The sequence below is a fragment of the Flavobacterium sp. genome (assembly GCF_044368995.1).
Classification (GTDB): domain Bacteria; phylum Bacteroidota; class Bacteroidia; order Flavobacteriales; family Flavobacteriaceae; genus Flavobacterium.
In genome coordinates, this window is sequence record NZ_JBIPMS010000070.1 from 1 (window position 1) to 8,972 (window position 8,972).

At 33.3% G+C, this 8,972-nt stretch carries 6 protein-coding genes; 3 read left to right on the plus strand and 3 right to left on the minus strand.

Annotated elements, in window-relative coordinates:
* Window positions 1-213 (plus strand): deoxynucleoside kinase (locus ACIQ2I_RS06145; protein ID WP_396181558.1); only part of this gene is annotated, 213 nt, incomplete at its 5' end.
* A gap of 63 nt (window positions 214-276) precedes the next feature.
* On the opposite strand, the gene ACIQ2I_RS06150 is transcribed toward ACIQ2I_RS06145, so the two are convergent.
* The 3 genes from ACIQ2I_RS06150 to ACIQ2I_RS06160 all read right to left on the minus strand — a co-directional run bounded on the left by ACIQ2I_RS06150 (window position 277) and on the right by ACIQ2I_RS06160 (window position 6,822).
* Window positions 277-2,838 carry a sodium-translocating pyrophosphatase gene (locus ACIQ2I_RS06150; RefSeq protein WP_396181559.1) on the minus strand — a complete coding sequence of 854 codons (2,562 nt, stop codon included), beginning with the start codon at window positions 2,836-2,838 and terminating at the stop codon, window positions 277-279.
* Between the two features lie 397 nt (window positions 2,839-3,235).
* Window positions 3,236-5,716 (minus strand): DUF5686 family protein, encoded by a 2,481-nt coding sequence (locus ACIQ2I_RS06155; RefSeq protein ID WP_396181560.1) that lies wholly within the window; start codon window positions 5,714-5,716, stop codon window positions 3,236-3,238.
* A gap of 128 nt (window positions 5,717-5,844) precedes the next feature.
* Window positions 5,845-6,822 (minus strand): pyruvate dehydrogenase complex E1 component subunit beta, encoded by a 978-nt coding sequence (locus ACIQ2I_RS06160; RefSeq protein ID WP_396181561.1) that lies wholly within the window; start codon window positions 6,820-6,822, stop codon window positions 5,845-5,847.
* Window positions 6,823-7,073: 251 nt separating this feature from the next.
* Between ACIQ2I_RS06160 and ACIQ2I_RS06165 the strand changes: the two genes are divergently transcribed.
* Window positions 7,074-7,820, plus strand: a complete 747-nt coding sequence (locus ACIQ2I_RS06165) for an electron transfer flavoprotein subunit beta/FixA family protein (protein WP_396181562.1) — start codon at window positions 7,074-7,076, stop codon at window positions 7,818-7,820.
* Between the two features lie 93 nt (window positions 7,821-7,913).
* The gene (locus ACIQ2I_RS06170; protein ID WP_396181563.1) at window positions 7,914-8,882 is read left to right on the plus strand and encodes an electron transfer flavoprotein subunit alpha/FixB family protein; all 969 of its coding nucleotides are present in this window, start codon (window positions 7,914-7,916) and stop codon (window positions 8,880-8,882) included.
* The last annotated feature ends 90 nt before the right edge of the window (window positions 8,883-8,972 follow it).

Below are 8,972 nucleotides of genomic sequence, written 5' to 3' on the forward strand. Positions count from 1 at the left end.
GACCAAATTCATAAGCGTGGCAGAGATTACGAGAACTCTATATCTATCGATTATTTAAGCAGATTGAATGAGCGTTACGAAGCATGGGTTACCACGTATGATAAAGGAAAGTTATTAATTATTGATGTGGATGAAATTGATTTTGTAAATAGCCCAGAAGATTTGGGAAATATTATTAACAGAATTGATGCCGAAATAAACGGATTATTTTAGTGAAAACATAAAAAAATGCCTCAACTTTTGTTGAGGCATTTTTTATAAAATACATAGTGCAAACTATTTCAATCCTTCTACTTTAGCTTTCACTTCTTCCAGAGAACCTTCAAAAGTTTGAACATTTATATTATCGTTTATAGAAGTAGTTACTGTAGCTTTTGCTTTTCCGTTAACATTTTTAATTTCTACTTTAACGTTTTTATCAGCGTCTTTAGAACAGCAAGATTTTTCTCCTTCTTTTGCTACAAATTTTCCATTAGCATCATAATGAGCCATGCACATTTCTTTTTCTTCAGCGGTACAACCTAAAGAATCGCACATTTTTGCACATGCTTCTTTGGTCATAGTAGCGCATTTTGTCATGTCGCATTTACCCATTTTTGCATCACCAGTTCCATGCATTTCAATGATGGTATGTTTCATTTCTTTTTTAGTTTCCTCAGAGTGACCTCCTAAAATAGGTGCTATTACCAAACCAATTAAACACGTTAATTTAATTAAGATATTCATTGAAGGTCCAGAAGTATCTTTAAAAGGATCTCCAACAGTATCTCCAGTTACCGCTGCTTTGTGAGCATCAGAACCTTTGTATGTCATTTCTCCGTTGATTTCTACACCTGCTTCAAAAGATTTTTTAGCGTTGTCCCAAGCGCCACCTGCGTTATTTTGAAATACCGCCCAAAGTACACCTGAAACGGTAACTCCTGCCATATAACCACCTAACATTTCAGCAATTAATTGATTATCATCTGGATAAACTAATTTTCCTAAAAGCACAATTGCAATTGGGAAACCGATAGTTAAAATACCTGGTAACATCATTTCGCGTAAAGCAGCTTTAGTTGAAATTTCCACACATTTGCCATATTCTGGTTTGCCTGTTCCTTCCATAATTCCTGGAATTTCTTTGAACTGACGACGCACTTCATATACCATGTCCATAGCAGCTTTTCCTACAGAATTCATGGCTAATGCAGAAAATACTACCGGAATCATACCTCCAATAAATAACATGGCTAATACTGGCGCTTTGAAAATATTAATTCCATCAATTCCTGTAAAAGTTACATAAGCGGCAAATAAAGCTAAAGATGTTAACGCAGCCGAAGCGATTGCGAATCCTTTTCCAGTTGCAGCAGTTGTATTTCCTACTGAATCTAAAATATCTGTTCTTGTACGAACTTCTTTTGGTAATTCACTCATTTCTGCAATACCACCTGCATTGTCAGAAATAGGTCCGAAAGCGTCAATTGCTAATTGCATTGCAGTTGTAGCCATCATAGCAGAAGCGGCAAGCGCTACACCATAAAAACCTGCAAACGCATAGGACGACCAAATTGCTGCAGCAAATAATAATACTGTTGGGAAAGTTGAAATCATTCCTGTAGCTAAACCTGCAATTACATTTGTTCCTGCACCTGTTGAAGATTTTTGAACTATTGCCAATACGGGTTTTGTTCCTAATCCTGTATAATATTCTGTTACTGATGAAATGGCTCCACCAACTATTAATCCTACAATAGTAGCATAGAAAACACGCATAGAGGAAATATCTTTTAATCCTTCACCGTAAAATTCCATTTTCATAGTTGTTGGTAACATATATTCTACTAAAAAGTAACACGCTACTAAAGTTAAAAGAATAGAAACCCAGTTTCCAATATTTAAGGCTTTTTGCACTTGTGCTTCTTTAGCGTCATCGCTTGAAATTTTTACTAACATGGTTCCGATGATTGAGAATATAATTCCAAAACCAGCAATTGCCATTGGTAATAAAATTGGTCCAATTCCGCCAAAAGCATCTTCAATTTTACCGCCCATATCCTTAATTACATAATTTCCTAAAACCATAGCAGCCAAAACAGTTGCTACATATGATCCGAATAAATCGGCACCCATACCTGCTACATCTCCTACGTTATCTCCTACGTTATCTGCAATTGTTGCTGGATTTCTTGGGTCATCTTCTGGAATACCTGCTTCTACTTTTCCTACTAAATCGGCTCCTACATCGGCAGCTTTGGTATAAATACCTCCACCAACACGTGCAAATAACGCAATCGATTCAGCTCCAAGAGAGAAACCAGCTAATGTTTCAAGAACGATAGTCATATCTTCCGTGTTTGTCCAAACACCGCCTGGCATAAAATATCTAAATAATAGTATAAAGAAACCTGTTAAACCTAATACGGCTAAACCGGCTACTCCTAAGCCCATTACTGTTCCTCCACCAAAAGATACTTTTAATGCTTGAGGTAAACTAGTACGAGCGGCTTGTGTAGTTCTTACATTTGTTTTTGTAGCAATTTTCATACCCATATTCCCAGCTAATGCTGAAAAGAAAGCTCCGAAAATAAATGCTACAACAATAAATAAATGTGTTTTTACGCCAGGAATAAAAGTAATTCCCGCTAAAGCAATACTTGCAAGAATTACAAATACAGTTAATAATCTATATTCTGCTTTTAAGAAAGCCAATGCACCTTCATAGATGTAATCTGAAATTTCTTTCATTTTACCGTCACCAGCATCCTGTTTTAATACCCATGCGCGTTTCGTTGCCATAAAAAGCAATCCTATAATTGCCATAACAATTGGCAAGTAAATCATAAAATCATTCATAGTTTTTTGTAAAAAGTTAATTTTAATTTAATCGAGCAAAAATACACAAAAAAGGCAATTATTCTAACGATAATTGCCTTTTTTACTAAAATTAGGAGAATTTTTTATTTTATGCTAAATTATCCTACTGGTTTATTTTCAATTTCTTCAAATCGTTCGGTTCATTCTTATATGATAGCGCGCGCTTCATTTACACCACCCCACCCTTCTAAATCAACAATTTTTTTTCTTAATCTTTGTGTACTTGAAAAAAGCGTTTGTGTCATTTTATTTATTTTTTTCGATGGAAAAGTTAGAAAAAAGATAGAAGCTAGGGTGAGGCCTGTATTTCATTTTTTGTATTATAAATTTTGTAGTAATATAAATGCATTTATGAAATTCCTTTTTGCCTTTAAATTTAAAAATAAAATCCAAAACCTACCCGTATTGTAAATCTTCTGGCATCGGGAATATTAAAATAGCTACCTCGCCATGAGGCATCCACCCGCATTACTTTAAAAATATTACCTATTCCTGCAGAATATTCGTAGTAACCGTCTACGGGTGCTTGGTAAATTTGGCCAGAGGCGTTAATGGCTTTGTTTTCGTTTGAAACTGAACCATAAACGGCTTTTATGCCAATAATTTCTCGCCAATTTAGTTTTCTAAGTAAAGGTACTCTTGAAAATAATTTACCATTGAAATTATGTTCCAAATGCAGTGAAGTATATTGATCGGCTACGAAATCGTAATAATTTAATAAATTGTAGGTATTGTCGATAATAAAAAAAGATTGGTTACCTGGAATAATTCCCATTAAAGATAAAGGCACTGTTCCGAAGGTTTTACCAACTTCTAAAGTGGTAAATAGTCGGCCAAATCCGCCAATTAATAATGGCTGACGGTAAAACATTTGCAACTTTGAATAATTGAAATCGCTATTTAAAACCCCTTTTAAGCCTTGGGAATAACTCACAAATACTCTAGGATAATTTAAATCTACTTCCATTCGGTCCACACCATAGCCAATCATTTTACGATTTGGCGTATAGTTGACTAAGAAATGGACTTCAGATTGGGTAATTTTGTTTGCCGTTCTACTAAAAGTGTCATCCGTAAAATAATCTAATTTGAATTCGGAAGAAGCAGAAGATAAAGTACGGTAAGAAAAACTACTTTCAAAAACCAAATTTTTAACAGGCTCTATTTCAAAACCTAAGTTGGTTAAATTAACATTAGTTAATTTATTGTTTGTACCACTTGAAAAGAAGGAAGAAGATGCAAAACTTCTACCTAATATATCATTTGAAGTGGTTAAACTTACGCCAATTTGTTCTACATCTCTTCGGTTTCCAAAAGTGGCAATAAATCGGTTTTTCTTCTCCAACAATATGCGGGCATTAATCCCGTATTTTATTTTTTGGTCTTTAAAACCATAAGCGGTATATCCTTGAATACGCCATGGGTCGTTTGGTCCAAAATAAGTTCTTCCACCTAATCTAATACGTTGCCCTTCTACATCATTATAGCCAAAAGTGGAGAAAACGGGGCCAATATCAAATTTTCCAACTTGAATGTAACCACTTCCCAAAATAGATACAATATTGTAAAATCGTTTAATTTTCGGAACCGTTTTTAAAGTGTCTAGCATCTCATAAATCCCTTTTTCATTAGAATTTAAACTTTCAAATCTATTTTCTTCCCAATATTCTTCGGTTTTAGTATACGTCTCTTTGTTGAATGTGTTTACATCTTCGCGGTAAAATTTATCGTCTTTTTCATGGTTGAATTCATGATTTTTAAACATGGTAGTTCGTTTTCCATACATCCCATTTGATCCTTCTTTTTTGGTAAGGGCAAAATCGGTCATCATGTGATCTCGTTTCAATAAGAAAACAGAGTCATTAAGTACGTCAAATTCTTGTTCAATATAAATATCTCGTACCCAGTTTATGTTGGCGCTTTTGCTGGCTTCCATATTGATACTTTTTATGGCAAAAGTGGAATCGTTTACCCAAAAATCACCTTTAAAAGTTAATTCGTTTTTCCGTCTGGGATAATACACAATGTTGTAGCACCATTTTTTATCAATAAATGTACTATCGGCTAAAACATAATTATAAACTTGAATTCCAGTTCTGGACAATGGACTTACAAAATCTTTATCGAAAAATTTAAGGTAGTTATTATAAATATCATAATCGGCATATAAATCTTTTAAAAAGGCATTAACCCCATCATTATTTGCATTACCAAAACCTGAATATTTATTAGCTTCTAAAACATCTTTTGTTTTGTTTTTTATATTGTCGCCATATACTTTACTTTTGGTTTCGTTGATGAAAATAGGTAAGAAATTTTTACCTGTAATGGAAGAAGTATCTAAGTGTTGAAAAATAAATTCTACATTTTTAAAGATTTTATTTTTCATAAATGTACTATCTATTGAATTGATATCAAATTCAATTTTTTCATATTTATCAAATTCATACTGATTGAATTGACGCAATCCATTTTTCTTTTTTCTTTCCCAAATTTTTCTTAGAATATCTATAGCAGGATTGTTTTTCTTTAAAGTTTTTCCACCATAAACTTTTACTTCTGCAATTTCATTTGCGTTTTCTAAAACAATTTTTAAATCGAAATTAATGGTGCCTAAAAGTGCTATTTCTTTGTTTTTATAACCTACAAAGGAAACCAATAAAGTAGGATAAGTTTTATTTGATTCTAAGTAAAATTTTCCGTTTTCATCCGCAATTACGCCTTCTGCAGAATTTTTAAAAGCCACTGTTGCATAAGAAACAGGTTGTCTGGCATCGTCTAAAATAGTGCCACTTACTTTTGTTTGGGCAAAAGAAAGCGTTGCGATTAATAACATTAGATTTAGTAGGTTTTTCATTTGGGTATTTAATAAAAAAATCCCGAAAAAATCGAGATTCAAATATACTTTATTTTAGAGTAGTGGACAAATTGAAAATTTTATTGCTAAAATAATTAGTATCAAAATAACGAATTATCTAATTACATTTATTTATACACAACTTTTTTAACCGCATTTACCACATCATTACTATTTGGTAACCATTCTTTTAATAAAGTTGGGGCATAAGGAGCGGGTGTATCTGCAGTTGTAATACGTTGGATAGGTGCGTCTAAATAATCAAAAGCACGTTCTTGTACCATATAAGTAATTTCTGAAGCTACAGACGCAAACGGCCACGCTTCTTCTAAAACGACTAATCTATTTGTTTTTTTAACCGAATTGATAATACAGTCGTAATCCATTGGGCGAACGGTTCTTAAATCGATAATTTCACAAGAAATACCTGCTGCGGCTAATTCTTCAGCTGCTATAAATGCTTCTTTTATGATTTTACCAAACGACACGATAGTTACGTCGGTTCCTTCGCGTTTTATATCTGCTACACCTAGTGGGATGATATAATCGCCCTCTGGCACTTCACCTTTATCACCATACATTTGTTCTGATTCCATGAAAATAACAGGGTCGTTATCACGAATGGCAGCTTTTAATAATCCTTTGGCATCATAAACCGTACTTGGAACAACTACTTTTAAACCAGGTGTATTGGCAAACCAATTTTCAAAAGCTTGTGAGTGTGTTGCGCCTAATTGTCCTGCAGATGCTGTTGGTCCGCGAAAAACCATTGGCATAGGAAATTGTCCTGCCGACATTTGTCGCATTTTTGCAGCATTATTTATAATTTGATCAATTCCTACTAAAGAGAAATTGAATGTCATGTATTCTACAATTGGTCGGCATCCGTTCATGGCTGAACCTACTGCAATACCTGCAAAACCTAATTCTGCAATTGGTGTATCAATTACTCTTTTTGGTCCAAATTCATCAAGCATGCCTTTTGAAGCTTTATAAGCCCCATTATATTCCGCAACTTCTTCTCCCATTAAGTATACCGTTTCATCACGACGCATTTCTTCGCTCATGGCTTCACAAATAGCTTCTCTAAACTGTATTGTTCTCATAAAATTAATTCTAAAACTTAGTGAAGGGCAAAATTAATAAAATTTAATGACTACTATCACTATTATTTAATATTTTTACTCAATCGTTTTTTTTAATAATTTCTTATCAAATTCTTATTTTTACTTGTTTAAATTCAACAATTCATAAAATTTATTTAATTTTTGTGAAAAAACAATATTTTATATGCGCGCATAATATTTTTTTAAAACATTTTTTGTAATTTCGTACCATCAATATAAAAAGTATAAAAATGAAAATATTAGTTTGCATCAGCCATGTTCCTGATACTACTTCAAAAATTAATTTTGTTAATAACGATACCGAATTTGATACAAATGGTGTACAATATGTTATTAATCCAAATGACGAGTTTGGTTTAACCAAAGCAATCGTTTTAAAAGAGCAAAATGGTGCTCATGTAACTGTTGTAAATGTAGGCGGCGTAGATGCTGAAGCTACCTTAAGAAAAGCCCTTGCGATTGGTGCAGATGAAGCGATTCGTGTAAATATTCAACCAAAAGATGGTTTGTTTGTAGCCAAACAATTGGCCAATGTGGTGAAACAAGGTGGCTACGATTTAATTATTGCAGGTACAGAATCTATTGATTATAATGGAGGAATGGTGCCTGGAATGTTAGCCGGATTATTAGGTTTCAATTTTGTAAATGCTTGTATTGGAATTGAAATTTCTGGTACTGAAGCTACAACGATAAGAGAAATTGATGGCGGTAAAGAAACGGCTACATCCAGTTTACCCTTAATTATTGCAGGTAAAAAAGGTTTGGTAGAAGAAAAAGATTTAAGAATTCCAAACATGCGAGGCATTATGACTGCTAGAACAAAAGCTTTGAATGTTATGGAACCCTCTGCAGATGCAAATGCTACAACTTCAATAAAATTTGAAAAGCCGGCAGCAAAATCAGCAGTAAAATTAATCAGCGCAGATAATTTGGATGAATTAATTAATTTATTACACAACGAAGCTAAAGTAATATAAACTAATCGTCGAAAGTTAAAATGTCAAAAGTCAAAAGCATATTCTTTAAGACTTTAAAGACCTTACAACTTTAAGACTAAAAAATAAAAAGATATGTCAGTTTTAATATACACAGAATCAAACGAAGGTAAATTCAAAAAAGTAGCTTTTGAAATTGCTTCTTATGCCAAAAAAGTAGCCGATATGCTAGGAACAACAGTTACTGCTGTTTCCATTAATGCTACAGAAAATAGTACTTTATCTCCTTACGGAGTTAGTAAAGTGTTAAAAGTAACAAATGATAAATTAACATCATTTAATGCAAAAGCTTACGCAGATGTAATTAAGCAAGCAGCTGAAAAAGAAGGTGCTAAAGTGGTAATCTTTGCTTCAACTACAGATAGTTTACACATAGCGCCATTAGTAGCTGTTCATTTAAGTGCAGGATTTGTTTCAAATGTAATTGAAGAGCCTGTAAGCGTGTCGCCATTTCAAGTAAAAAGAAGTGCTTTTTCAAACAAAGCATTTAATTTATCAGAAATTGCTACAGACATAAAAGTTTTAGGCATTTCAAAAAACTCATACGGATTGATTGAAAATCCTACTTCATTAACGGAAGAAGATTTTTCACCTACTTTATCTGATGCAGATTTTGGTATGAAAGTAATCAATTCAGAAAAAACAATAGGTAAAATAACCATTGCAGATGCTGAAACTGTGGTTTCTGCTGGCCGTGGATTAAAAGGTCCTGAAAATTGGGGAATGATTGAAGAATTAGCCACTGTACTTGGTGCAGCAACAGCTTGTTCTAAACCCGTTTCAGATATTGGATGGCGTCCTCACGGGGAACACGTGGGACAAACAGGAAAACCAGTTGCGGCAAATTTATACATTGCAATAGGAATTTCTGGAGCTATTCAGCATATCGCAGGAATCAACTCTTCTAAAGTAAAAGTAGTAATCAATACAGATGCTGAAGCGCCTTTCTTTAAAGTAGCCGATTATGGAATCGTAGGAGATGCTTTTGATATAGTACCAAAATTGATTGAAAAATTAAAAGCTTTTAAAGCGGCGAACGCATAATTTTTTATATATTGTGCCTCCTAAAAGGCTATCTAAATACGATAGAAATATCCAATTTAGATAGCTTTTTTTTAATAGAAAATATTTTAT

What these genes read in the sequence shown, in the direction of transcription:
- ACIQ2I_RS06155 (WP_396181560.1), bottom strand. Translation starts at nt 5,716, where the DNA reads ATGAAAAACCTACTAAATCTAATGTTATTAATCGCAACGCTTTCTTTT.
- ACIQ2I_RS06150 (WP_396181559.1), bottom strand. Translation starts at nt 2,838, where the DNA reads ATGAATGATTTTATGATTTACTTGCCAATTGTTATGGCAATTATAGGA.
- ACIQ2I_RS06170 (WP_396181563.1), top strand. Translation starts at nt 7,914, where the DNA reads ATGTCAGTTTTAATATACACAGAATCAAACGAAGGTAAATTCAAAAAA.
- ACIQ2I_RS06165 (WP_396181562.1), top strand. Translation starts at nt 7,074, where the DNA reads ATGAAAATATTAGTTTGCATCAGCCATGTTCCTGATACTACTTCAAAA.
- ACIQ2I_RS06160 (WP_396181561.1), bottom strand. Translation starts at nt 6,822, where the DNA reads ATGAGAACAATACAGTTTAGAGAAGCTATTTGTGAAGCCATGAGCGAA.